The organism is Aequorivita lipolytica (genome assembly GCF_007997135.1).
Classification (GTDB): Bacteria; Bacteroidota; Bacteroidia; order Flavobacteriales; family Flavobacteriaceae; genus Aequorivita; species Aequorivita lipolytica.
Genome location: NZ_VORU01000006.1, coordinates 76,878 through 102,354, shown reverse-complemented (window position 1 = coordinate 102,354; position 25,477 = coordinate 76,878). Strand labels below are relative to the sequence as shown.

Annotated in this window: 26 protein-coding genes; 11 read left to right on the top strand and 15 right to left on the bottom strand. The window is 36.3% G+C overall.

The window, feature by feature from the left end:
* Positions 1–23: 23 nt before the first annotated feature.
* From ESV24_RS08910 to ESV24_RS08895, 5 genes are all read right to left on the bottom strand, one after another.
* Positions 24–866, bottom strand: a complete 843-nt coding sequence (locus ESV24_RS08910; protein WP_111815876.1) for an OmpA/MotB family protein — start codon at positions 864–866, stop codon at positions 24–26.
* A gap of 96 nt (positions 867–962) precedes the next feature.
* Positions 963–1,100, bottom strand: coding sequence for a hypothetical protein (locus ESV24_RS15300; protein WP_170227879.1), 138 nt, complete (start codon positions 1,098–1,100; stop codon positions 963–965).
* A gap of 30 nt (positions 1,101–1,130) precedes the next feature.
* A complete protein-coding gene (locus ESV24_RS08905; RefSeq protein ID WP_111815877.1) occupies positions 1,131–2,024 on the bottom strand; it encodes a mechanosensitive ion channel family protein in 894 nt (297 codons plus the stop codon).
* A gap of 12 nt (positions 2,025–2,036) precedes the next feature.
* Positions 2,037–3,848 carry an SLC13 family permease gene (locus ESV24_RS08900; protein ID WP_111815878.1) on the bottom strand — a complete coding sequence of 604 codons (1,812 nt, stop codon included), beginning with the start codon at positions 3,846–3,848 and terminating at the stop codon, positions 2,037–2,039.
* 101 nt (positions 3,849–3,949) lie between these two features.
* Complete coding sequence (locus ESV24_RS08895; RefSeq protein WP_111815879.1) at positions 3,950–4,816, bottom strand: sigma-70 family RNA polymerase sigma factor; 867 nt, start codon at positions 4,814–4,816, stop codon at positions 3,950–3,952.
* Positions 4,817–4,947: 131 nt separating this feature from the next.
* Here ESV24_RS08895 and ESV24_RS08890 point away from each other — a divergent pair, with 131 nt between their 5' ends.
* The 3 genes from ESV24_RS08890 to ESV24_RS08880 all read left to right on the top strand — a co-directional run bounded on the left by ESV24_RS08890 (position 4,948) and on the right by ESV24_RS08880 (position 6,507).
* Complete coding sequence (locus ESV24_RS08890; RefSeq protein WP_146743149.1) at positions 4,948–5,160, top strand: adenylosuccinate synthetase; 213 nt, start codon at positions 4,948–4,950, stop codon at positions 5,158–5,160.
* 31 nt (positions 5,161–5,191) lie between these two features.
* Positions 5,192–5,899, top strand: coding sequence for a hypothetical protein (locus ESV24_RS08885; RefSeq protein WP_111815881.1), 708 nt, complete (start codon positions 5,192–5,194; stop codon positions 5,897–5,899).
* 152 nt (positions 5,900–6,051) lie between these two features.
* Positions 6,052–6,507 carry a universal stress protein gene (locus ESV24_RS08880; protein WP_111815882.1) on the top strand — a complete coding sequence of 152 codons (456 nt, stop codon included), beginning with the start codon at positions 6,052–6,054 and terminating at the stop codon, positions 6,505–6,507.
* A 14-nt stretch (positions 6,508–6,521) separates the two neighbouring features.
* On the opposite strand, the gene ESV24_RS08875 is transcribed toward ESV24_RS08880, so the two are convergent.
* Complete coding sequence (locus ESV24_RS08875; protein WP_111815883.1) at positions 6,522–6,842, bottom strand: hypothetical protein; 321 nt, start codon at positions 6,840–6,842, stop codon at positions 6,522–6,524.
* 141 nt (positions 6,843–6,983) lie between these two features.
* On the opposite strand from ESV24_RS08875, the gene ESV24_RS08870 reads away from it, so the two are divergent.
* The 3 genes from ESV24_RS08870 (at position 6,984) to ESV24_RS08860 (ending at position 9,949) form a co-directional block, all read left to right on the top strand.
* A complete protein-coding gene (locus tag ESV24_RS08870) occupies positions 6,984–7,280 on the top strand; it encodes a DUF1456 family protein (protein ID WP_111815884.1) in 297 nt (98 codons plus the stop codon).
* 718 nt (positions 7,281–7,998) lie between these two features.
* A complete protein-coding gene (locus ESV24_RS08865; protein WP_111815885.1) occupies positions 7,999–8,613 on the top strand; it encodes a YqaA family protein in 615 nt (204 codons plus the stop codon).
* Positions 8,614–8,683: 70 nt separating this feature from the next.
* On the top strand, positions 8,684–9,949 hold the full coding sequence (locus ESV24_RS08860; protein ID WP_111815886.1) for an MFS transporter: 1,266 nt from the start codon (positions 8,684–8,686) through the stop codon (positions 9,947–9,949).
* 53 nt (positions 9,950–10,002) lie between these two features.
* Here ESV24_RS08860 and ESV24_RS08855 read toward each other — a convergent pair whose 3' ends face one another.
* The 5 genes from ESV24_RS08855 to ESV24_RS08840 form a co-directional block, all read right to left on the bottom strand.
* Positions 10,003–10,572 (bottom strand): DUF4256 domain-containing protein, encoded by a 570-nt coding sequence (locus ESV24_RS08855; RefSeq protein WP_111815887.1) that lies wholly within the window; start codon positions 10,570–10,572, stop codon positions 10,003–10,005.
* A 68-nt stretch (positions 10,573–10,640) separates the two neighbouring features.
* Entirely contained in the window at positions 10,641–10,817 is a 177-nt protein-coding gene (locus ESV24_RS15295; RefSeq protein ID WP_170227878.1) for a hypothetical protein, read from the bottom strand.
* Positions 10,818–10,902: 85 nt separating this feature from the next.
* A complete protein-coding gene (locus tag ESV24_RS08850) occupies positions 10,903–11,499 on the bottom strand; it encodes a hypothetical protein (protein ID WP_146743151.1) in 597 nt (198 codons plus the stop codon).
* A gap of 66 nt (positions 11,500–11,565) precedes the next feature.
* Complete coding sequence (locus tag ESV24_RS08845) at positions 11,566–12,189, bottom strand: hypothetical protein (protein WP_146743152.1); 624 nt, start codon at positions 12,187–12,189, stop codon at positions 11,566–11,568.
* Positions 12,190–12,194: 5 nt separating this feature from the next.
* A complete protein-coding gene (locus ESV24_RS08840; RefSeq protein ID WP_111815890.1) occupies positions 12,195–12,818 on the bottom strand; it encodes a hypothetical protein in 624 nt (207 codons plus the stop codon).
* A 228-nt stretch (positions 12,819–13,046) separates the two neighbouring features.
* Here ESV24_RS08840 and ESV24_RS08835 point away from each other — a divergent pair, with 228 nt between their 5' ends.
* A complete protein-coding gene (locus ESV24_RS08835) occupies positions 13,047–13,664 on the top strand; it encodes a Crp/Fnr family transcriptional regulator (protein ID WP_111815891.1) in 618 nt (205 codons plus the stop codon).
* 27 nt (positions 13,665–13,691) lie between these two features.
* On the opposite strand, the gene ESV24_RS08830 is transcribed toward ESV24_RS08835, so the two are convergent.
* Entirely contained in the window at positions 13,692–14,567 is an 876-nt protein-coding gene (locus ESV24_RS08830; protein ID WP_111815892.1) for a pirin family protein, read from the bottom strand.
* 125 nt (positions 14,568–14,692) lie between these two features.
* Entirely contained in the window at positions 14,693–15,214 is a 522-nt protein-coding gene (locus ESV24_RS08825; RefSeq protein ID WP_111816095.1) for a YceI family protein, read from the bottom strand.
* A gap of 265 nt (positions 15,215–15,479) precedes the next feature.
* Between ESV24_RS08825 and ESV24_RS08820 the strand changes: the two genes are divergently transcribed.
* Positions 15,480–20,612 (top strand): translocation/assembly module TamB domain-containing protein, encoded by a 5,133-nt coding sequence (locus ESV24_RS08820; protein ID WP_111815893.1) that lies wholly within the window; start codon positions 15,480–15,482, stop codon positions 20,610–20,612.
* Positions 20,613–20,685: 73 nt separating this feature from the next.
* Positions 20,686–22,911: a translocation and assembly module lipoprotein TamL gene (gene tamL, locus ESV24_RS08815; protein ID WP_111815894.1), complete on the top strand. Its 2,226-nt coding sequence runs from the start codon at positions 20,686–20,688 to the stop codon at positions 22,909–22,911.
* Positions 22,912–22,918: 7 nt separating this feature from the next.
* Here the strand turns inward: tamL and ESV24_RS08810 are convergent, their stop codons facing one another.
* Entirely contained in the window at positions 22,919–23,530 is a 612-nt protein-coding gene (locus ESV24_RS08810; protein ID WP_111815895.1) for a hypothetical protein, read from the bottom strand.
* A gap of 152 nt (positions 23,531–23,682) precedes the next feature.
* On the opposite strand from ESV24_RS08810, the gene msrA reads away from it, so the two are divergent.
* Positions 23,683–24,228 carry a peptide-methionine (S)-S-oxide reductase MsrA gene (msrA, locus tag ESV24_RS08805; protein WP_111815896.1) on the top strand — a complete coding sequence of 182 codons (546 nt, stop codon included), beginning with the start codon at positions 23,683–23,685 and terminating at the stop codon, positions 24,226–24,228.
* 241 nt (positions 24,229–24,469) lie between these two features.
* On the top strand, positions 24,470–24,916 hold the full coding sequence (locus ESV24_RS08800) for a cold-shock protein (RefSeq protein ID WP_111816096.1): 447 nt from the start codon (positions 24,470–24,472) through the stop codon (positions 24,914–24,916).
* Between the two features lie 76 nt (positions 24,917–24,992).
* Here the strand turns inward: ESV24_RS08800 and ESV24_RS08795 are convergent, their stop codons facing one another.
* Complete coding sequence (locus ESV24_RS08795) at positions 24,993–25,247, bottom strand: YtxH domain-containing protein (protein WP_111815897.1); 255 nt, start codon at positions 25,245–25,247, stop codon at positions 24,993–24,995.
* Positions 25,248–25,477 lie beyond the last annotated feature (230 nt).

Below are 25,477 nucleotides of genomic sequence, written 5' to 3'. Positions count from 1 at the left end.
CACAATTTTAAATACTTTCTATTTTAATTTGCAGAAAGCAAAGCCAAAAACTTATCAAGGTTTGGCAGTATTACAATACGCGTTCTTCTATTAGTAGCGCGACCATCTTTGGTTTCATTTTCCGTAAGAGGGTGAAAACTGCTACGTCCAGCTGCTATCAGCTTTTCAGGAGCAACACCATAATCATCCTGTAATTTGCGGATAACTGCCGTGGAGCGGTCTACGCTCAATTCCCAATTATCTTTAATGTAAGCACCTGGCTTTACAGTTTGGCTATCTGTGTGGCCTTCAACCATTACTTCAAGAGCTGGCTCGCTGTTTATTACATTTGCAAGACGCTCCAAAAGTGGATTTGCCTTATTGTTAACGCGCGCACTTCCTGAGTTGAACAATAATTTATCAGAAATTGTAATCATTACCACAGTTTCATTAATGTCAATCTTAATATCATCTTCTTCACCTTCGCCAACCAAATTGTTGTCTAGGTTCTTTTTAAGATTGTGGGAAACGATAAGGTTCATAGAATCCTTCAACGTTTTTGCCTGCGCCAATTCTTGGGGATCTACATTGGCAAGGGCTTTACGCATCTTTTCTTTATCGTTTTCCGAAACTACAACGCCTTCAATTTGCTGTAAGCGACTGTTGTTGGAATCTGTTAAAGATTGGATTTTTGAGTTGTAGCTAGCAACCCGTTCTTCAATCTTGGCATATTTAGCCTCGATTTCTTCTTTTTCAAGTTGGGTTTTAGCTAGCGTAGACCGGGTATCATTGTACTGAGTTTCCAGTTCTACATACTTCTTTTTTGACACACAGGACGTCGCAATAAGCGCTCCTGCTAGCATGGTTAATGCAATAGCTTTTTTCATAATACTAAGTTTTTAAGGGTTTGTGAGGCAAATATAACCGCACAATGCACCAAAAAATTAGTTAACGGATGCTATTGTTTTGTTAAAAGAAACCTATCAAAATATTTTGAAAACATAACCTAATAGCCAATACAGTATGATGAATACAACAATAGTACCTATGCAGCCGCATTTTCCACCGCCAATTTTTTTGGCGCCCCAACCGGCAAGTAAAATTCTGAGCAATTTTTTCATAATTATTTTTTTGAAAGATATATATCGAAGTTATTCGGTTTTGTTGGGAGCCATCTGTAATTTATTCTTTCCAAAATCCAACGTACGAATAGGGAAAGGGATATTGATTCCAGCTTCGTTGAAATTTTTCTTAATAAGTTTTATTGCCGTGTGCTGGGCCTCAAGCTTTGGTTTTGGTTTTTGACTTGTAATCCAAAATCGGGTAACAAAGTTAATTGAGCTATCTCCAAATTCAGTATAAAAGAACTCTACGCCTTCATTGATGCGTTGTTCAAAATTTTCAGAAATAATCTTCACGACCAAATCTTCCACTTTTTGCAGATCACTTTCATAACCTACGCCGCAACTTACCGAGATTCTGCCTCGCTCTGTCCACGAATAGTTGGTAAAGGGATTTTCGGCAAAAATCTTATTCGGAATGATAACGTAATCATTATCCGGTTGACGAATTGTAACATTTCTCAAATTGATTTCTTCTACGTATCCAGTATTTCCCTGCGCTTCAATATAATCGCCGATACGAACTTTGGGTTGGAAGGACAGCATAAAGCCAGACACTGTATTGCTTAAAGTACCTTGCAGTGCGAAACCAATTGCTAAACCCATTACTCCTGCACCGGCCAAAACCGAGGTAAGTACTTTATCTAATTGCATCACCCCGAGGGCGATAAAGAAGCCTACCAATAGGACAATTGCATAAATTAATTTGGAAAGAACCTGTTTAATAGACTCGTCGCTTATTTTTTTAAAGAGTACTTTATGCGAAAGTTTTTTCAGGCCTTTTGCGATAAAGTAAAAAACAACCATTACGAGCACGGCTACTGCAAAATTAGGAAGCTTCAAAATTATTGCATCCAGCCAACCGTCCAGTTTGTCCCATAGACCAGTAATTGAATCGTGAACTGAAAATTTTTCTTTTAGCATATTAGATTATGTTTAAAATAAAGTAGAAAGCATAAAAGTACCCAAAATCCATAGGATTAAGGAAAGTGTCCCTCCAATAATAAAAAAATGTTTGAACTTATAAAAGCCCATTCCGTAAATTAATGTATTTGTTTGGTAACCCATAGGCGTGAAAAAGCTAAAGTTTGCGCCAAAAAGTACTGCAAGTATAAAAGGTTTCATAGTTAGATCTAGCCCAACTGCAACCGCTATAGCAATGGGTGTCATAATTATTGCCGTTGCATTGTTGCTCACCACGCTACTCATTAGCATCGTTATCAAAAAAATGAGTCCAATTACAATAATATTTGACTGCCCGCTTAAAATATCCAGCAAGTGGTCTGAAATCCATCTATCTGCGCCAGTGTTGTTCATTGCAATTCCTAGCGGAATCATTCCCGCCAACAGAAAAATTACTTGCCAGTTGATGCGGTGGTATACATCATTTAAGTCTAAGCAGCGCGTGAGCAATAAAAGGCTAACACCTGTAATGGCGCTAATTAAAATACTTAAAACTCCACTGGCAGCTAAACCTACCACCACTAATAGTATTGCAAATGAAAGAGCTCTTTTGGTAGTATTAACAGAAGGCTTAACATCGTGTTCCATAAGAACAGCAACATTTTCAATATCGTCAAGCCGATGAATTTGGTCTTTTGGAGTTTCTACGAGTAGCCTATCTCCTGGTTTTAAGGTAATTTGCTCAATATTCCTTCGCACCAGACGCTCCTTTGTATTTCTGATATTTCTTCTCTTTTTGATAGCTATGGGCAGTGCGTTTTGAAATGTTTGCTTTCTAAGCTGTTTCAATGTTTTACCAACTAATATAGAGCCTGGAAGGATTAGTAGTTCTACAAATCCTAAATCTTCTTGTTTCTTTATATCTTCTTCTTCACTTTCTTTCTTCTTTGTATTCTCTTTTGTCTTGTGAACACTTAAATCTTTGGCTTCGTTAAGTCTTGTAAGGTTTTCCAAATCGCACATCAGAACGAGTTTATCCTTTGCTTTTAAAGTAATGTAGCGGCCGGGCGCATTTGTAATTTGCTTATTTCGAGTTAATTTTAATATAGAAATTTCTGAATTTGTAAATAGATAAGTGTCTTCAATCTTTTTATCAATTAGATCCGAGTCGTTATTGATCACAACGGTGGTTATATAATTTTCTAAATCGTAAGCATCCCTTAAATTTTCCTTAGAATCCTTTGGAAGCCACCTTGAAGCAATTGTTACTACGACCATTCCAATAACCAAAAAAATTGCACCAAAAAAAGAAAATTCAAAAAAGCTGAACCGCTCTGCACCCAAATCTAGTGCAATGGAATTTACTATCAAGTTTGTAGAAGTTCCCATCAAAGTACAACTGCCACCTAAAATACCTGCGAACGAAATAGGCAAGAGTAGTTTTGCTTGCGACAGATTAAAACGTTTTGATAATTCTGAAATGATTTTAATGAATACAATTACTACTGCGGTTGTATTTATAAATGCTGAAATTCCTCCTGTAATAAGCATGAGAACGGGTAATAGTAAAAATAATGGCAGAATATGCAAGTTCTTAAGAAGTCTTGCCAAGGAAGCAATAACTCCATTATCCTCTAGAGCAAGCGCAATTATCATTAAAGAAAGAACGGTGATCGTTGCAATGTTTGAGAATCCGGAAATTGCTTCCTCGGGATTTACCAATCCAGTTAATGCCAAAGAAGCAATAATGAGCATTGCAATTTTATCAACTGTAAAAATTTCAAATGCAAATAGGATAATGGTAACAAACAGAATAGAAAAAACGAGTATTATTTCTGTGGTCATTTGGTTTGATGGTTGAACCCATAAAGATAACCGCAGAAATAAAACCCGTTCCTAAGAAAGTCATAAAATATTGTGAGCACAATATTTTTAACATTTATTGATTAGCCCAAATATTTCTTCAATATGTGGCTTTTTGAAGTTTGACGAAGTCTACGAATTGCTTTTTCGCGAATCTGGCGTACACGTTCGCGGCTCAAATCAAAAGTATCTCCAATTTCCTGAAGCGTCATTGGTGGTTGACCACAAAGACCAAAATTCAGCTTTACAACGTCTGCTTCACGTGGTGCTAAGGTGTCCAACGCACGATTTATTTCAATTCGAAGTGATTCATGCAATAAGTTTTTATCTGGATTTGGACTTTCGCCAGAACTGAGAACGTCATAAAGATTGTTGTCGTTTTCACCTTCTTGGAAAGGTGCGTCCATTGAAAGACTACGTGTAGAATTCTTAAGTGAACTTTTCACTTTAGCTTCACTGAAATCGAGCTCTTGGGCAATTTCTGCCGCTGTAGGTACACGTTGAAATTTTTGTTCAAGGTGAATGGAGGCTTTCTTTATTTTGTTTATATCGCCAATTTTGTTCAGAGGCAAACGCACTACACGGGATTGTTCAGCGATAGCCTGCAAAATTGCTTGACGTATCCACCAAACCGCATAAGATATAAATTTGAAACCTCGAGTTTCATCAAATCGCTTAGCTGCTTTCACTAAGCCCACATTTCCTTCGTTAATAAGATCGGGAAGGCTCAATCCCTGATTTTGGTATTGTTTCGCCACGGAAATCACAAATCGTAAATTTGCTCTGCTCAATTTGTTCAGAGCAGCCTGATCTCCTTCACGAATGCGCTGCGCCAACTCAACTTCCTCTTCGGCAGTTATCAAATCTATTTTGCTAACATCCTGTAAATAACTGTTTAAAGATTTGGTTTCGCGGTTGGTTACTTGCTTCGTGATTTTAAGTTGTCTCATATATTCTCTTAGTTTTTAATAATAACACGGCATAGTAAGACAATTTGAGGTAATTTCCAAATAGTTAACAGAAGTTGTTAAAATTTCACGGTCTAACTTTTTTCCTTATTTTAGAAGAAAATTCTATGATAATGGATAAAAGAATAATTCTCTCATGCCTTACAATGTTTTCAGGAGCAATAAGTGCACAACAACCCACTGGAGTTCCTGGGCCTAGTTCAGAACCGATAGACCTTTCTAATCCTGCAGATATAATAATATATATTGTACTTCCTTTGTGTGCGGTGTTGTTATACTTCGTTTGGAGAAAAAAGCGAAGAAATAAAGGAAATAATAAAAAATAATTTCAGCCTTTAGAAATTAATTTATACCAAATTGAATACTATTTTTGGTGCAATTGTTGTTATCAACATTGAAAAATTTACCGTTATGCTTAAAAATTTATTTCTCATTAGTTTTATATTAACCGGTTGGGCAACTTTTTCGCAAATAGATTTGCGTAATAATTCGGTGCGTTTTGATGCTTCCGAATCCAATTTGAACAGTCCAACAGGTTTTGAAATTCCTGCAATTAAAACTCCGACACTTTCAAACACCAAGAATCCAAATACTCCGAACAATTCCAATTTAGGAAAAGAAAAAGAGAAACAAATCGATATGCAAAACGGAGATGGTTTGATTGAATATACTGGCACAAACAAAACTCCGAAATATTTCACAAAAGACAAAGAGGAAAAGCCCGAATACGGTAAAGATCAATATCTTGGCGACTTTAAAACTACAGCCAAAAAAGCAACATTTATGTATCGCGACCACGAATTTGTGGATGGTGATATGATTCGCGTTTATGTAAATGGTGAAATTGAAATACCCAATGCCAGACTTGAGGGCAGTTTTAGAGGTTTTGATTTACCGCTGAAAGATGGCTTCAACAAAATAGATTTTGAAGCGTTAAACCAAGGTTCCTCTGGCCCAAATACCGCACAATTGAATATATATGATGAAATTGGAAATTTGCTCGCTTCCTATGAATGGAATCTTCTAACTGGCAATAAGGCCACGGCCATTTTGGTGAAACAGTAATTGACTAATCTATTTAAAGGCATCAAAAAAGGTGTCGTTATCTTTACTTAATAAAATTCGAGGTTGAAAAGTTATTTACTCCTTTGTTTTTTTTCAGGAATTTTTATGTTTTTCATGAATCGTAGTTTAACTTTACATTAAACATCCTAATTATGAAAAAAGTACTGATTGCTCTCGACTATAACCCAAACTCGGAAAAAGTGGTAAATATGGGCTATGAGCTTGCCAAGCTGATGCAAGCTGAAATTTGTTTATTCCATGTACTTGCCGAAGTACGCTATTACGGTATGCAGTATGAACCTTTTATGGGCTATGAAGGTTATGCCTTCCCTGTAGATTTCAGAATTCAGGAAGAATTTGTTAAAGTGGCAAAAGATTATCTTGAAAAAACCGCTGCTCATTTGGGTGGAGAAAATATTACAACCCATTTAGCAGAAGGAGATACCGCTCAAAGTATTACGCTATACGCGGAAGAGTGGAAAGCAGATTTAATAGTTTTGGGTACACACAGTCACGGGACCTTAGAAAGAATATTTTTGGGAACTGTAGCTTCCAGCGTTTTGGAACACACAAAAATCCCTGTTTACATGGTGCCAACAGGGAAGTGATAGTACATAAATGTTTATAACTGTTTATCTTGTTCTAAACTTTCATTGTCTTCCCCGCCTTGGCTGAATAGCTTGTTTTCTTCATCTCGGAGACCATTTCCATTAGACTTTTTAGCTTGACTTCTACCAGGAACATCTAAATCTTTTCCTTCAAAATCTACTTTTTGTTTGCGGTCGCGTAGTTGTTGATCATCCCCGCCATCACCATGAATATTTTTCTGTGAAAGTATGTCTTTGTCGTGTTCAGTAATATTTGGGTTATAAGGGAGATTTTCGTTTTCACCTTTTATTTCTGATTGCTTTTTTGGACTTGAATGTTTTTCTGAATTTTTCATATTATTTTTCTTTAAAGGTATTCAAAATCGCTAAAACCAAAACTCAATTTAACAATCATTAAATAAAATATAACAGCGGTTTAAGGTTTTGTTGTTTAATTATTACCTTCGCCTAAAGATCATTTCATTTAAAAATAAATTATGGCACTTACGAATAATGATATAATGAAAAAACTACGCGTAGCTCACAAACTGCGCGACGAGGACATTGTAAAAATATGTTCGCTAGTTGATTTTGCAGTGACCAAGAGTGAGTTGGGTGCTATCTTTAGAAATGAAAACCATGAAAAATACATGGAATGTGGCGACCAGTTTCTTCGTAATTTTTTAAATGGTTTGGTCATTCATTTGAGGGGTCCAATGCCGGAAAAGAAGGTGACTAAAGCTCAAGATAAACCAAAACCTGTTCGTAAATATAGTCCCAATCCTAAAAAATAAAAAAGCTGGATTAAATTTCTTATATCCAGCTTTAGTCATTTCTCGGTTTCTTATGTTTCAATACACGTATCTGCATATTATTCTTATTGTAGGATCTTCAAACAGATGATGACTTCCGTTTAAGTAGCTCAATGTGTGCTCTTTTTGCGATCCGCATTTTATCCTCTTTTGAATATTTCGTAAAGTTTTCATAGTTAGTTGCTTTTAGTTTTTCAGTAGTGGACGTTATTTAAAACGCCGTTTCATATTCCAATTATACGCTTTGGAATTTTGTGGTCTGTGTTGTTTTTCGTTACTGTTCAATGTTCTCATAATTGTAAGTTTTAATTGTTTTCTGTTTAAGTTTATTAGCGAAATCTTCTTTTCATATTCCAAGAATACGATTTTGAAGTTTTCATTTTTCCTGTTAACTGGTCGCTGTCTAAAGTTCTCATAATAAATTGTTTTATTGGGTTATATCTAAAAGACGCAGGGAAGGGTATATTGTTACAGTACTATGTAATACAAAGTAATGATTTAACTAAACATTAACCTTTGAGCAAGCTGCGGTCATACTTTTAAGAATTTAGTAGTTGTTTAACATACCATTAACCACCAAAGTATTGCCAAATAATTGCACTATGGTGGGTATAACTATATATTTGCAACCTGGTAAAAACGAATAATGACGAATTAATTTATCACTGAAATATTAGAAATATTAGTATCTATAATCACAATGAATACCATTAAAAAATCTGAAACAAATAAACTCAAGCGAACCCATTTGTATTATAAATACACTGGGTTTTATTCCTTTGTAGGACAGAGCCTTAAAAAAGCAATCATACCAATAATTTTGATGATTGTTGCTCTGATCGTGGTAGATCTTTACGTAATAGATTTCAGCAATCTTTTTACGTACATAACAGAAACCTATGCACCACTAAATATTTTGTTGGTTTTCCTTGCATCCGAATCGTTTTTGGGGCTAGTTCCTCCTGAAATATTTATTGCTTGGAGCGATAAAATGCCGCAGCCCATACTATATTTAACATTATTGGCAACGCTTTCGTACGTTGGTGGTATTATTTCCTATTTCATCGGAAAATGGATTTTTACAATTCCCCGCGTTTTTGAGTATATGGAAGGGAAGATGAAAAAGCATTTAAAACACATTCGCAAATGGGGCGGGTTCTTAATTATTGTAGGTGCCTTGCTGCCTATCCCTTACTCAATGACGAGTATGGCTGCGGGGATGATTCACTATAAATTTAGAAATTACCTTATGTTTGGCTTGCTTCGTTTTGTTCGGTTTTATCTTTATGCAATTGCCATATTCAATTTGGTATAGTACATTTGGAGTATCGAAATATTTTTTTTCGAAAAAAACCTTTTTATTCTTGAAATAACCGCTTCTTTAAATGAAGAAAAACGATCCCTACGCTGCATTACGATTTCGGGAGTTCAACATTTTTCTTTTAGTTCGTTTCGCAATGGTGTTTGCTTGGAGCATGCAGTTTGTAATAATTGAATGGGAGGTTTACAGTATTACTAAAAACCCACTTTCTTTAGGAATTATAGGTTTGATGGAAGTAATTCCGGCTGTGTCTATGGCACTTTTTGCAGGACATATTGTAGATCAAAAAGAAAAGCGCGGACTTTTAATTAAATGTATTCTTGGGTTTTCCGTTGTAAGTTTAGGTTTATTTCTTATAACTTGGCCATATATAATCGCCGATCTTTCTACAGATATGGTACTTTACACAGTTTACTTCTTAGTTTTTCTCGGCGGTATTGTACGGGCTTTTCTTGGGCCTACAATATTTTCACTTTTCTCTTTATTGGTTCCAAAAAAAATATATCCCAATGCTGCTACTTGGAGTAGTTCAGTTTGGCAAATGGGTGCCGTTGTAGGTCCCGCATTCGGTGGATTTTTTATTCATTGGATAGGTGTGCATTGGTCCATGTGCTTCGTTTTCGCCTTTTCATTAATGGCTTTGTTGCTATTGCTCCAAATTCCAAAGAAACCGATACTGAACCCAAATATTGGCGAACCGATTATGAAAAGCCTGAAAGAGGGTATTAGATTTGTTAGGAACACGAGGGTGATTCTCGGGGCGCTTACTTTAGATATGTTTGCGGTTCTTTTCGGGGGGGCAGTTGCACTGTTACCAATTTATGCGCAGGATATTTTAAAAGTGGGCCCTGAAGGTTTTGGAATTTTACGAGCCGCACCTGCTGTAGGCGCATTATTAATTATGTTTACTTCAGCACATTTTCCACTTAACAAAAACGCTGGTATGAAATTACTTGCAGCCATCTTTGGCTTTGGTATTTGCATTATTATATTTGGGGTTTCCACGTGGTTTTGGATTTCAGTAATTGCGCTTTTTTTGAGTGGGGTAACAGATGGAATTTCAATGATTATAAGGCAGACTATTCTACAATTAAGAACGCCAGATGCAATGCGTGGTCGTGTAGCTTCAGTAAATTCTATGTTTGTAGGTTCATCAAACGAGTTGGGTGCTTTTGAAAGCGGACTTACTGCAAAATTAATGGGGACTGTAACAGCTGTTGTTTTCGGCGGTGGGATGACAATACTTACTGTGCTAGGCACGGGATTCTTTTTTCCAAAACTTAGAAAGCTTGATTTGAGGAAGGATATAGAGGAACACGAGCGTGAATAGCTTTGCGATTCGTTAATTAGGGATTCGTTGATTCGTGATTTGTAACTAAATTACTAAACCCGCAACGCACCTCTGAAACCTCTTCCACTATAATAAGATTCAACCCCATTATGATAAACGAATACCGTATTGAACCGGAAATCACCAAAAATAGCACCGCCCAGTTTTCGTATATCGGCAGGTGTTTTCAACCAACTTGAAGTTTTAGTATCGAACTCGCCGAGTTGTTGTAATTCATGGTACTGTTCTTCGCTTAGAAGCTCGATTCTCATTTCTTCAGCCATACCTGCAGCACTATTTTTTGGTTTGTGTTCTTTTCTGGCTTCTAAAGCCTCATTGTCATAACAAAAGCTTCTTCGTCCTTTTGGACTTTCCTTGGAACAGTCATAAAAAATATATTCATTTGTTTTACTATCATAGCCCACAATATCCGGTTCGCCATTGGTTTCTTCCATTTGGTATAGCGACCAAAGTTTTTCGGGACTTGCTTCCAGCTTCATTTGTACTTTGGCCCATTCAACGTCTTCATGACGATTCTTGTTTTGTTCAAAACGGGCTTTTAATTTGCTGAGAATTTCTTCGCTTAGTTTCGGAGTTAATTCCTTTTTGCTCGCTTTTGTCATAATTAAATATAAACACTTTTCAGCAAATATCTTCGGTTGGGCCTTTTCTTCCTATAGAAAGATAGAAATTAGCCTTCAGAATTGTAAAACCATTCCTCGGCTCTAACAATTGCTTGTTGGATGGCTCTTTCTTCTGAAATGCCACCTTGCTCCATTAGCTTATGGGCTATTTTCACTGCTTTTTCACGAACCTGTGGCGTCAGATTATCGAGAGCAGGTTTGAAGTTTTCGAATGTCCAGTTCATTTTTTTTCTATGAATATTTCCTTAAAAATAATACTAAATTAATTGTCCCAAAAGAAGAAATGATTTTATTGAGAAGATTAAAAATTTAAAAACCTGTGGGAGCTGGAACCGTTTTGGTTTCTTGATTATTCATATTTACATATACATTTTCCAAGGGCTTAGCAATAAAACCATTTCTGAAAATGATCAAATTTATATAAAGATCGATTGCTGTATCCGCATTTGCATCATTTCTAAACGTGCTATCATTTACAAACCCTTTGATATGCCACGTTTGGGTAGAATTATCTGTATAGGCATAGATTTGATATCCTTCAATATTATCTTCGGCAATATTGCTGTGTATTGTAATGTTGGTACTGTTTGTTCCGTTTACCAAGAAATAAAACCCTTGTACGGTAACTAAATAATCATTTGCTGAAATTTTGGTATCATAATTTTGAAGTCCAATTGTATTAGTATTTCTAAAGACGAACTGTACATAATTTATGGGGCCATATTTACTCTGGTCAATATCATATTTAACAACCTGTTCATCCGTTTTTTTAATCAATAATTGAGACCCTCTAATTTCGGGAAACTCTCCAGGATTTTCCAAATACAAATTCTTTCCTACTAACACGCTTCCCGTTACATCCAGCGTAGCAGTAGGATTTGGATTATTAATTCCTACTTGAGCCATTATAAAAACACTGTTTAGTAGAAAAAAAATTAAATGAAAGTTGTTAATTTTAAACATCAGTTTTAATTATAAATTAGGTACTGAGGATGCTACACCTATCTGTGATCCATTTAGGTTTGTTGTTATTGCGGGCAGATTTTTGAAATAGGATTTATCATAAATAATAAAAGTTACGTAGTATTGTATTCCTTCGGTACCGTCAGTAATATCTAGAAATCTGTTTCGGATCTCTAAGTGCCAAGTTCCATTTTGTATAAAAGTCCTAACTACAAAAGCTCCTATTGAGTTGGTGCCACCCGTTGCAATTTTCTTTATTGCATCGCCAACATATCTAAAATTTGCTACACCAACAATATATTTATTGGCGTCATATTGTAAATCTACATCGGTAAGGTTGTCTAAATATATGTTGTCGAATCTGTAATTAACTACATTAATGGGTGCTACGGTAAGTGAATCCACATTTAGCACCCTAATTTCTCCGACGGGAGATGAGTTTGTAAGGCGCGTTAATAATTTAAAGTTTTCGTCTGTGATTTTTACCGTAGGTAAAGACCCAGTCACAAATTCTTGCTGCACTAGCAAGGATCCATTAATATCTAATTCCGCTTGTGGATTTAGCGTACCAACTCCTACTTGGGCAAAGCCAATGTTCATAATAAAAAGCAGTAGAAACGTAACTTTATTCATAGTCTTCAATTTATAATTGGGGTAGTTGCACTTCCGTTAGAACCATTGTTCATTGGTATGTTTACGGTTCCAAATTGTTTGGAAAGATCTTTTGAATAAATGAGAGTGGTTATTGTCCAAGTACCAATTTCGGATGAATTTTTATTAGCTGCAGAAGGATAATCAGCAATAATATGCCAAGTTCCATTTCTTACAAAAGCCGATGTATAGGGTACGCTTGAATTGCGACCATCACTTGTATTCATAACTAGTTCTCGATTAAAATGGGCAGAAATGGTGTTTAATACATAATCGTTAGCGTTAACTTTGGTGTCAAAATCCAGTACCCAATCTAGGTTTGGGTTTTCAATTAAATATACTTGGATATATCCCAAAGCCTCACCAATAGGATTACTTACATCCAGTGTTTTTACAAATTGTTGATTATCCTGAATTAGAAATGTAGAAGTATCTATGTCTTTTAGCGCATTTATTTGACTAATTTCAATGGAATCAGAAATTTTCATACTCCCTGCAACCTCTAGTGCTTTGCGTGGAGTAGTTGTATTAATACCTACTTGGGAATGAACTTGAGACAAAGCGCACATCAAAAATAGCCCCATAAAAAGATATAAGTTTTTGTAGGTCATTTCATTCAATTTTGAGTTGCAAATTTATGCACTAGCTTGATGAAAGGCTAATGATAATTGTTAAATTTTGTTTTTAATCGGACTTATATCGCTTTTTGTCGTAAAAATAGACGTAAAAGTTAAAATATTCGCTTTTAAATTTATCGTGAGAAGAAAATCAAAGATAATCTATTTTTTTAAAAGAAATAAAAGATAAATGGTAATTTTAAGCTTTTAAATAATTAATAAATGATAAAGCCTGAGAGCCATACGACCCCAGAAGATTTCACGTCCTATTTGATCAAAGCCGTTGGTTTATCTGAAACCGAGGCGCAGCAGTTATCCTTTCCGTTAAAGCGAATGAATTATGAAAAAGGATCAATTCTTTTAAAAAAAGGAGATGTATGCAAACATTCATTTTTTGTTGAAAAAGGGCTATTGCGATCCTATATGCTTGATGAGGATGGAAAGGAGCATGTAATTCAGTTTGCTCCCGAAAATTGGTTTATTGTAGATAGAAGTAGTGTTTATTTTAATGATGCCTCTGAAAGTTATATTGAAGCCATCGAGGATACCATTGTGGTTTTTATAGAGGAAGATTTTATTTGTAAAGCAAGTGAAACTAGCCTTGCTTTCAGCAAATTCAACGATAGGTTATTGCACAACCACATATTGCATATGCAAAAACGAATCAACCTTTTACTCGGCGCAACCGCGGAAACACGTTACTTAAGTTTTATAAAAACATATCCAGACTTACTGCTTCGTGTTCCACAATGGATGATTGCTTCCTATTTGGGAATAACACCAGAAAGCCTTAGCCGCGTTCGGAAAGAGTTAGCGCATAAAAATTTTAAACCGAGTTGAAATGATTAAAAAGAAAGTAATTAATTATTATTCCAAATACCCAAATTTGCCCATATTAAAATCACTAATCGCCTGTATAATCTCAGCTTTTGTGTTCATTACAAATGGACCTTGCGCCGCAATTGGTTCATTAATTGGTTCTCCGCTAAGAATTAAAACTACAGCATTATCCGTTGCTTGAATTGTGAATTCTTCTCCATCATTGGCAAACAATCCCAGACCATCGGTTTTTATTTCTTCGGAACTGTTCACTAAAATATTTCCTTCAACTACTAAAATTACGGTATTGTAATTTTCGGGAAAACTGAAAGTCGCTTTTCCACCGTTATTTAGTTTTGCGTTGAGCATATTTACAGGAGTAAAAGTGGAAGCTGTTCCTTTTTCTTCATTGTATTCACCTGCAATAACTTCAACTGTACCAGCATTATCGGGAAGTTTCACTTTTGTCATTTCAGCATTTTTGATACCCTGATATTTTGGTGCATTCATTTTGTCTTTGGCGGGAAGATTTACCCACAATTGTACCATCTGGAAATCGCCACCAGCCTTGCTGAATTCTTCCTCGTGATATTCTTTATGAAGAATTCCCGAAGCGGCCGTCATCCATTGCACATCGCCTTCGCCAATTACACCACTATTGCCAGCACTGTCGTGATGGGCCACACTTCCTCTATACGCAATTGTCACCGTTTCAAAACCTCTGTGTGGATGCACCCCAACCCCACGAGGCTGGTCTGTGGGAGGAAAATAGAATTTGCTGTTGTAATCCATCATAATAAATGGATCCATTCTCTCAAAACCTTGGCCCAAACCTCCAGGAATATATTGATGTACTCTAAACCCATCGCCAACCATATGCGGTCGGGGCGGGGTTAGGACTCTTTCTATTGTTCGTGTTTTCATATTTAAGTTATTTTTTTATTATTCTGTCTGGTCGAGCCCTTCGGCTCCGTTCAGGATAAATTAAAGTCAAGAACTTTTTGAAAGAGCCAGTAGTTCTCGACTTTGTTAGAACGGACATAGAATAATTATTGTTTTATGAATTGTAGCGAAGCAATCAACTTCACTTTATCGCTTACTACAACACTTCCCGCCTCGGTAATTGCATTCCAAGTAAGACCGAAATCTTTACGGTTTATTTCGCCTTCAATCTCAAAACCTGCTTTTGTTTGTCCGTAAGGGTCAACTGCCGTTCCGTTGTATTCTGTGTTTAATATTACTTCTTTTGTAACGTCTTTTATTGTTAAATCACCCACCATTTTTTCACCGTCAAATGATTTTGATTTGAATCTTAATTCTGGATTTTTTTCCGCCCCAAAAAATTCATCACTTTTTAAATGATCATCGCGATCTTTATTATTGGTGTTTACTGAATCAATTTCTGCAGCAAATGAAAAATCTGCATTTTTGAAATCCTCTTTTGAAGTTTCAACCTTTCCATCAAATTTTTCGAAACTACCTGTTACAGTAGAAATCATCAAGTGTTTTACTTTGAAATTGATTTCTGAATGTGTGGGATCAATATTCCAAGTGGTTTTTGTGTTTTCCATATTTTTAAATTTTAAGTTATTAATTATATCTGAAACAAATTTAGGGTTCGCCATAAACTCTCGCATTGATGTATGATAAGAAATGAAAAGTGCTCTATTTCAGTAATTTAAGTTTCAATGTAAAATTCGACTTAAAATATTCGAAATCATTATTTTGACTTTTAATTTTTAACAGAAGTTTATGGCAAATGAGCAATTACTTAAACGTATCGCCGAATATAGTATAAAGGAATTTTCATACTTTTGAAACCTACCAAAAATAGCTTTGGAAAAGAAAAAAGAAAAAAAGACAAAAAGCAGTAAGTACAGGTTTTTAAGAATCATTGCGTGGATATTTGCAGTTCTTTTAATCCTGTTCATTTTACTTATACTCTTCATCCGCAGTCCTTGGGGGCAGGACATCATTGTTCAAAAAGCCGTAAATTATGTTTCAGATAAAACCAATACCAAAGTTGAAATAGAGAAACTATTTATCACTTTTGACGGAAATATTATGCTGAAAGGCCTTTATCTGGAAGACAAAAAGGGTGATACTTTAATTTACTCAAAATCGTTGGAAGCCGATGTGCCCTTGCTTCCCATCATTCGCGGAAACGGTATTGGAGTCAACTATTTGGACTGGGAAGGTGTACACGCAAATATTATTCGAAAAGATTCTATAAACGGTTACAACTTTCAGTTTTTGATGGATGCCTTTGCCGCTACAGATACTACCACTGTTAAAACCGATACTACTTCCGCGCCCATGAATATTATTTTGGGTGATATAAATCTGAAAGATTTCAATGTCGTCTTCAATGATGCGGTGCTTGGTATAGATAGCCAGTTTAAGATAGGCTCACTCGCGCTTCAAATGAAGAAAACCGATTTGGAAAATATGGATTTCCGTGCTTCCGAGGGTTCGCTTTCCAATGCGCGCATAAAATATATACAGACGCCAGTACTGCCCACGCCGCAGGAGGACTTGCCATTGCCATATCTGGTTTTGGATGAAGTTACCCTTAAAAATGTGTTTGTTGATTATCAGTCGTACACGGATAGAATTGCAGCAAATGTGGAGATTGCAGATTTGCTGTTAGAATTGAAAAAAGCAGATTTAGCGAATAACAATTATCAAATTGGTGATTTCAGTTTAAAAAATTCAATCGTTACTATTAATACGGAAACCGAAACCAATGGCTTAACTCAAAAAGCCCAAGAAGTGAAGGATGACTTAAAAAAAGATATTCAAAAGTTTGAGTGGCCAGATTTAAAAATAGCTATTGCAGCAATTGATTTGGAAGGAAATAACGTTAACTATTTTGTAGGTGAAAACGAAGTGAAACAAAATGTGTTTAATCCAAATGCAATTGCGCTGAAAAACTTAAATCTAAAAGCAAACGATATATTTCTGAAGGATAAAAGAGCAGGTCTGCAGTTGGACGCATTAACTTTTGAAGAAGGCTCTGGGATAAACCTAAAGGAACTGGCTCTAAATCTGGAAGCTACAGATAATTTTCTAGAAATTAATGATTTAAAATTAGCGTTAAATAATAATACGCTAAAGGGAAAATTACGACTGGAATATCCATCGTTGCCAGCTTTAATTGAGGCGCCAGACCAATCAAAAATTGCTTTGGACGTACCTTCTTTTCAGCTAGATTTAAAGGAAGTTTTCAAGTTTCAGCCAGCGCTTAAAAAGAACGAATATTTAGCGACACTCAGCAAGAAATATCTTTCAGGAAATGTTGAAGCATCGGGTTTTATTTCAGCAATACAAATTCCAGATTTGAATGTTCGTTGGGGAAACACAACCCGTATTGCCGCGAATGGATTTATTCAAAATGCTACAAATCCCAACGACTTAAAATTTGATATCCCCCGTTTTTCAGTGCAAACCAAACGCAGCGATCTTCTTCAGTTTGTTAACGAAGAAGACCTCGGGGTGAGTTTACCGCAGGATATTTCACTAAAAGGAAACGCAAAAGGAGATTTGGAAGATATCTACGCAAAGGCAAACTTGACCACTTCGCAAGGTATTGCAATCATTGATGGACATTTCAAAAACGACTCGCAAATTGCTTTTGATTTGAACCTTGAAATAAAGGAATACGAACTCAACGAACTACTGAAAAACGACCAATTGGGAACGTTGAGTTTAAATGTTAAAACACAGGGCTCGGGTACAGATATCAACAGTCTGGACGCTACTTTGGAAGCTAATATTTCTAGTTTTGAATTTAATGGTTACGCAATAGAAAACTTGCCCATAACTGGAAAAATTAAAAACGGAAAGGGAGAGGTAGTGTCATCTTACAAAGACAAGAATATAAATCTCGATTTTAAGGCAGATGTGGTTTTGGATTCCGTTGCGCCACAGGCAAGTGCGCATTTAAATATTATTGGCGCTAATCTGCAGTCGCTTGGGTTAATGGGGCGTGACGTGCGTACATCGTTTAAACTTGATGCAGATTTTGAAGGAAACAAAGACGGTTTCAATGTAATTACAACCATTGGCGATGGGGTAGTGGTCTATGACGATAAATCGTACTTACTTGGTGATGTTCTTGCAACAGCCCACGTTCGCAGTGATACAACCTCTATCTGGCTGGATAATAAAATGATTAAACTAAGTTTGGAAAGTAATACAGATCCAGCAACTTTCAGCACTTCAGTTCAGCGCCATATAGCCAGCTATTTTTCAAAAAACGTGAAATTCTCAGATACAATTCAAGACCCCGTAAAGCTTGAAATTAAAGGGCAAATTGTGGAAGCTCCCGTTTTAAACGAAGTGTTTTTGGTAAATGTAAAAGAGCTGGATACCATAAAAATTGACGTAGCTTTTGATGAAGCAGCCAGAAAACTGAAAGCAGATATTACTGCACCACATATTAATTATGGCGGAAATGAATTAGATAGCCTTGCTTTCACAATGGATACCGATAAAGAAAAGTTTGTTTTCGCTCTCGGTTTCAAGAATATAAAAGGCGGTCCTTTCGATATTCCGAAAACTAAAATTGCCGGTAATCAACAAAATGGAGAGTTGAACTTGACATTTAATTCAGTTTATAAAGATAGTACGTTAATAAATATTCAATCGCAGATTACGGGAACTTCAGAGAAACTTAGGTTTCACATAGTTCCGGAAGATTTAATTTTGGATAGAAACCCTTGGTCAACTCCTGAAAACAATGAAATCCTTTTCTCTAAAAACAATCTAGAATTTAATAATTTTCGTTTTACGAGAAACGATGAGGTTGTGGAATTAACCAACAGTCTTTCAGGAGTTTCACAACAACACGCTGCTATTACCTTTGAAAATTTCAAATTAAGTGAAATTCTGAACTACTTAAATCCTTCCGAAGAGCTTGCACAAGGAAGTTTAAACGGGAACTTAGCAATTGTAGAACCCTTTGGAAACGCTGGTCTTTTAGCAGATATTTCCGTAGAAGAATTTAATTTGCTCGATGTAGATTTAGGAAAACTAACTGTTGATGCAAAATCTAAAGGCGGTAATAGTTATGATTTTGATTTGGCTTTAAAGGATGGCGAAGTAGATTTAGACTTAACAGGAGATTATGTGGCTACACGAACTGAAGCAAAATTGAATTTAGATTTGAACATCAATGAATTTAAAATGCGCGCTTTAGAAGGATTTTCTTTAGGCGAAATTAAAAATACGGATGGTAGTTTTTCTGGAAATTTCAGCGTTACCGGAACCACAACTGCTCCCAAATATGAAGGAAGCCTAAATTTTAACGAAGCAGATTTTACAATTACAAAACTGAATGCACCTTTCACTTTATCCAATGAAGTGCTGCGTATAGATAATCAAGGCCTTTATATGGATGGTTTTACGGTTCGCGATGAAAACCAAAATACGCTTGTAATGAACGGAAAGATTGGAACGGAGAGTTTCATCAACCCAACTTTCAATCTAAAGCTGAGGGCGCAGAACTTCCAAGTTCTTGATGCTAACGAGGGTGATAATGATTTTATATATGGAAAAGCTTCCTTTGATGCAGATGCCAAGTTAACGGGCGATCTTCAAATTCCAAAATTGAATGCCCGGCTAACTGTAAATGATGGGACGGACGTAACCTACATACTTCCATCCTCCAGTGTTGCCATTGAAGAGCGGGATGGTATTGTTATTTTTGTGAATCGAGAGAATCCTGATGCTATTTTAACGAAAAATACAGAAACGACAGCTACATTTTCTGGACTGGACGTAGATGCGCTTTTGAAAATAGGACAAGCCGCCAAAATAACTATTATAATCGATCAGGAAACAGGTGATAATTTTGAGGTTTATGGCGATGGCGAATTCAATTTTAATATGAACCCTAACGGCAGAATGACCTTGAGCGGCGTGTACGATATTGTTGGCGGTCATTATGAAATGAATTTATACAATCTTGTTAATAGAAGGTTTGAACTTTCTCCAGAAAGCCGCGTTTCGTGGTCTGGCGATCCATTTGATGCTAAGTTGGATGTGAAAGCAATTTATACAGTAAAAGCGTCTGCATCGCCTTTGATGGCGCCTATAATTTCTGGTTCAGACCCTGCGGTTAAGAATAAATACAAGCAGGTTTTACCTTTTAATGTCTATTTAAATATTGACGGACAATTAACACAGCCGGTCATCAGTTTTGACATCAATATGCCAGAAGACGAACAAGGCGCTATCGGCGGACAGGTTTACGGCAGATTGCAGCAGGTAAATACGCAGCAAGACGAACTTAATAGACAGGTTTTTTCACTTTTAGTGTTGGGCCGTTTTTATCCTGAGCCAGGCAGCGATGGCAGTGGTGGTGGGTTTGCAACCGTTGCGCGCGACAATTTAAATGATGCTGTTTCAGACCAATTAAATACTTTCTCTAATAAACTCTTGGGCAACAGCGGCGTTCAGCTTGATTTTGGTTTGGATAGTTATACAGATTACCAAGGAGAGACCGCTCAGGAAAGAACCCAGCTGGATATTGCCGCACAAAAAGAATTGTTTAATGACAGGTTGATAGTGCGCGTGGGGAGCGAAGTAGATTTGCAGGGAAGCAGTTCCACAAACGAACCAGCACCTATAATTGGCAACGTTAGTTTGGAATATTTGCTCACAGAAAACGGCCGTTATCGACTTAAAGGTTTCAGAAAAAATCAATTTGAAAATATCGTAGATGGGCAGACTATCGTTAGCGGTATCGCTTTAATTTTCACACAGGAATTCAATAAGTTTGATGAATTGTGGCAAGCCTTGCTACGTGGCGAGACAGAAAAGGAAAAAGCTGAAAAAAAGGCAGCGGAAACAAGGACGAAAGAGGCGGAAGAGGAAGCGAAAGCGAAAAAGGAGAAGGAAAACGATAAAAAGAATAAAACTGAAAATGGCGTTGATGCAATACAGGAGGAAAATGAAGAGGGATAAGTTATGATTTTAAAGAAATAAAACACAGGTGAAACTTACATTCAAAATAGTAATAGTTTTTGCAGCAATTTTAATGTTGCTGCAATCTTGTGCAGTAAATAAATATATTCCCGAGGGCAAAAGGCTTTATACTGGCGCGACAGTAGCGGTAAAATCTGATTCAGTTATTGAGAACAAGGACAATCTTGAAGCTGTACTTGAGGAGGCTTTGCGTCCCGAGCCTAATTCAAAATTCTTGGGAATGCGCGCGGGACTTCATTATTACTACAAAGTGCAAAAGGAGAACCCAGGATTTATAAATCGGTTTTTGTATAAAAAGTTCGGTGAGGAACCTGTTTATCAGAGTGATGTAAAACCATATGAGGTTGAGGAAATACTACTAAATAGAATGGAAAACAGAGGTTTCTTCTACAGTGACGTAAATTCAGAATTTGAAGAAACAGAAAAAACAGCTTCATTACAATATACCGTAAGAGCTTCCAGCCCATATAGAATTGCCAGTTATAAGTTAGACTCATTGCCACAACCCATTTATTCCGAAATAAAGAAAATTGTAGCAGAGGCAAAACTTTCCAAAGGAATGCGTTTCGACCTTTCAAATATGAAACAGGAACGTGAAAGAATAGACCGTAATTTAAAAGAAAAAGGCTATTATAATTTTAATAACAGCTTCCTTATTTTTGAAGCAGACACCAATCAATACGACAAAAAACGATTCGATCTTTTCCTTCGGTTGAAAAAAGAAGTACCAGAAAAAGCTATTGTTCCCTATAAAATTTCAAAAATAAACGTCTATGGAAGATATGATGCGCAGGACTCTACAGTAGCAGATGTGACGCGTTTTAACGAAAAAAACTATATAAATAGTTCAGATTTTTTCAAACCAAAGTACCTCGACCAATTTATAACAATGGAAGAGGGACAGTTATACAGTCCCGAAGACTCAAGAAACACTGCAAGACGGCTTTCTACTATTGGCGCCTATAAATTTGTTAACATTCAGTATAAGGAGAAAGATTCGTTACTTTCTGACAGTTTGGGAATTTTGGAAGCCAATATATTTCTTTCACCGTTAAACAAACGTGCCATAAGAGCCGAATTGCAAGCGGTTTCAAAATCAAATAATTTTGCCGGTCCAGGATTGGCACTTACGTACAGTAATAGAAATCTTTTTAAAGGCGGTGAAACTTTAAACACAACGGCCAGTTTTGGGTATGAGGTGCAGGTAGGCGGCGGTGGAAATAGCGGTAATACCAGTATTGATTTAGGTCTAAAATCTGAACTTATCTTTCCTCGCGTTATTTTCCCAATAAAGATAAATACTGACTTTTTTAAATATTCCATTCCTAAAACCAAAACCGGCGTAAGCATTAATTATCTGAGCAGGACCCAACTATATACGTTATTGTCGGGCACCGCTCAATTTGGGTACATTTGGCAAGCGAATAAATTTGTGACCCACGAAATTATTCCTATTTCAATTAATTACACAAAACCTTCAAATACAACTCCTGAGTTTGATGCAATTTTAGATGAAAACCCATTCTTAAAGCGCAGTTTTGACCAACAGTTTATTTCTGGGCTCAACTATTCTTTTACATATAACGGAATGGTGGACGCTACAAAAACAAACCAATTTTTTGTGAATGCCACACTGGACGTTGCGGGAAACTCCGTGAGTTTATTTGGAAAAGAGAACGGTACCGGCAAGAAGGAAGTTTTGGGATTGGAATATGCACAATACGCCAAGGTTGACGTGGATTTTAGGTACCATTTTAAACTTGGGAAAGAGCAACTTATTGCAACAAGATTATTTGGTGGTTATGGCTATGCTTATGGAAATTCTGATGTTATACCTTACGTAAAACAGTATTATTCCGGAGGACCTTACAGTGTTCGTGCTTTTAGGATTCGCTCTTTAGGACCGGGAACTTACAGTGATGAAAATAATCCGGAAAACAATTATTTTGACCAAACAGGAAACATACGCTTAGAGGCCAATATTGAATATCGCTTTCCTATTATTTCGTTTCTAAAAGGTGCCGTTTTTGCCGATGCGGGAAATATTTGGAACTCAAAGGCGAATCCCACTTATGATGGAAAGGATAAATTTACTTCCAATTTTATTAATGAATTGGGAATGGGCGCTGGTGTTGGATTAAGGGTTGATGTGCAAGGATTTGTAATTCGTTTTGATTTTGCCGCTCCATTTCACGATCCATCCCTGTCCGAAGGAAACCGTCTTGATTTTAATGTGAAAGAGACCGTTTTCAACTTTGGAATTGGGTATCCTTTTTAAAATATGATTATTTGTTTAATTCTTCGAGAAGCTGATCGTAATCATCAATTTTTACGTGAAGTACACCGCCCAAACTTATTATAGGAGTGGTAACTAAATCTATTTTTACTGAAGAATTTATAAATGCCGGAGCCAGTTGGTCCTTTAATTCAGGTTTTTCAGAAAAACTGTAAGCTGAATAAATATAACGGCTTTTGTTAAGGCTTGCGATGAGAGTATCACAATTCATACATTTTTCAGGTATGTAAACGATTACCTTTTTTTTGGGATCAATTTTTATGGGATCGAATTCCCTGCGTAAAGCTCGGTGGGATAGGCTATCGCTCACTTTTAGTTCATAGGTATAGTTTGCGTTTTTTCCTCTTTCAACAATCAGATTGGTAAGCAATGCCTTAGAAGCAGCCGGCACTCGTACTGGTCTTGGAACGCTTTTACTTTGACGAAAGTTAGTTCCTTCCACAGTAATTAAAACGTCTAGGTCCTGTTCATTTTTGTTTAGCGCATAAAGAAAAAGGCGATTGGCCTTTACTTCTTCAACAATTTCAATTGGTCTTTCCTGTGAAAATAGTGGAGTGCAACTTGTTAAAATAAATAATGCTAGGAGTAGTTTTTTAATCATGGACGGTTATTTTTTATAATTCTTTGAAAGATATAAATTTCAGAGCAAATTAAGGAAATATTAGCAGCGAAAACGCAAAGCAGGTTTAACAGTACTTTAGGGTTCAAAAAATGTATACTGACTATCTTTGAATTTGAATTCAAAAAAGAGAAATGGAAAATAATAACTCAGTAAAATTGACCGTTGGCGGAGGATGCTTCTGGTGTACCGAAGCGGTTTTTGATCAGGTGAAAGGTGTAGAAAAAGTAGTTTCGGGATATTCAGGCGGTACCGTTCCCGGCACACCAACCTATCGCGAGGTATGCAGCGGATTGACTGGCCACGCCGAAGTAATTCAAGTAACTTTTGATCCATCAATTGTGTCGTTTGAAGATCTGCTTATAATATTTATGACCAGCCACGATCCTACAACTTTAAATAGGCAAGGAGCGGACCGAGGTACGCAATATCGCTCTGTGATTTTTTATCATGATGAAAAGCAACGAGCAATTGCTGAAACGGTTTTAAAGGAAATGGCAAGCTATTATGAAAACGATATCGTTACAGAAGTGAGCCCATTGGAAAAGTTCCATCCAGCTGAAGATGAGCATCAAGACTATTATTCAAACAACAAATCACAAGGCTACTGTACCGCAGTTATTTCACCAAAACTAGCAAAACTCAGGCAAATGCATGCCGATAAATTGATATCTCACTAATAATGAGCTCCAATTATTTAAGGTGATACGTCTAAAGATTTTTATGGATATTGATTCCTTATCTTTAAATACTTTAACCCTTTTTATGAATTTAACGGTATAATTTACTGTACATTTGCAGCATTCGGATGATTAATTTTTAAAATCCAGATAGGTAAACCAATAAAACAAGCAATAACATATAATTAATTATAAAGTCATCTGCCTATCGCGGATGGCTTTTTTTATTTCAAAAACACAAATGGCAAAATCGCAACAAACGTACAGTAAGAAAGAGAAGGAAAAGGCAAAGCTGAAAAAGCGGGAAGATAAGCAGAAGAAGAAAGAGGCCCGTAAAGCTGACAAAACTCCTGGAATAGAATTCGTATACGTTGACTATAATGGTAACTTGGTAGATACTCCGCCAGATCCTTCTATGAAAGTAGAGATTGAGGCTGAAGACATTGTTTTGGGTATTCCACCAAAAGAGGAGGGTGACCGTGAAGCTTTTAATCCCGTACGAAAAGGAAAGGTTTCATTTTATGATTCGTCAAAAGGTTTTGGCTTTATCATTGACAATGAAAATAATGAGAAATATTTTACCCACGTTAGCGGTATTATTGATGAAATTACAGAAAATGATAACGTTTCGTTCGAACTAGAAAAAGGTCAACGGGGAATGAATGCGGTAAAGGTTACAAAAATTTAATTTTTACCTTCATTATTAAGACACAAAAAAAATCCCGCAAATTGCGGGATTTCTTATTAACTGGCTATATTAATCACTAATTAGCCAAATCGTTTGCTTCTCTTTTAAGATCATTCGTCTCTTTTTTTGCAGAATTTTTAAGCTGATCATACTTTTCTGAAATGGTATCCTGTACCTCTCCAGCTCTTTCCTTTATTTTACTGCCTGTTTCGTTGGCTTTATCCTTAAGTTTTTGCTTCTCGTCAGGTGTCATGTTTTTGTATTTCCAAAATGCAAATGCACCCCCCGCTAAACCAAGTAGCGCTAATAATCCTTTTCCTTTATTGTTCATGTTGTTTATTTTTTTGTTTATGTGAAGATACGCTTTTAGTGCTGTTTTAGATTATTCCAAAATGACTTTAATATTTATTTAATACAATGCCCATTAATTTTAAGAAGTATTTACAGATTGGCAGCCTTTTACTAGTTTTATGCCAAAGCAATGATTTTCAATAAAATGTTTTACAAGTTCAAACTGTGACTATATTTGCCGAAAATTAATTTATGTCGCAGCAGGTTTCT